This is a genomic window from Vibrio sp. 811, assembly GCF_033339195.1.
In genome coordinates this window covers 1-514 of record NZ_JAWOUB010000972.1, presented here as the reverse complement: position 1 = coordinate 514, position 514 = coordinate 1, and the positions used below count along the sequence as shown (strand labels likewise).

Sequence of the window (514 nt, the reverse complement as noted above, 5' to 3'; positions counted from 1 at the left end):
CTTGGCCTATCTCAAAGAGCCTGGCGGTGACGCATTGTTCGTAACCGGCCCTACCGGGTCTGGCAAAACCTCAGGTATCACCGAGATCGCTGGTCGTCTCAACTGGCCTGTTCAGCAAATCACTGCCCACGGGCGGATGGAGCTGACAGATCTGATTGGACATCACGCTCTGGTCGCGGAAAAGCCTGGTCAACCACCTGTCATGAAGTTCATGTATGGACCTCTGGCAGTCGCTATGCGTGAAGGTCATCTGCTCCTCATCAACGAGGTGGATTTGGCCGACCCTGCCGAGCTGGCTGGTCTCAACGATGTCCTTGAAGGGCGTCCCCTTGTGATCGCTCAGAATGGCGGGGAAATCATCAAGCCGCACCCGATGTTTCGTGTGGTCGTTACTGGTAACTCTACGGGGTCCGGTGATGCTTCTGGTTTGTACCAGGGGGTGATGATGCAGAACCTCGCAGCTATGGATCGCTATCGTTTCACCAAAGTAGGGTATGCGGATGAGGAAGCTGAA

1 protein-coding gene is annotated in these 514 nt (G+C 55.4%); it reads left to right on the top strand.

Annotated features, from left to right (window positions below):
* Positions 1 to 514, top strand: a 514-nt coding sequence (locus R7Q46_RS30420) for an AAA family ATPase (RefSeq protein WP_318078746.1), incomplete at both ends; no start/stop codon positions are given.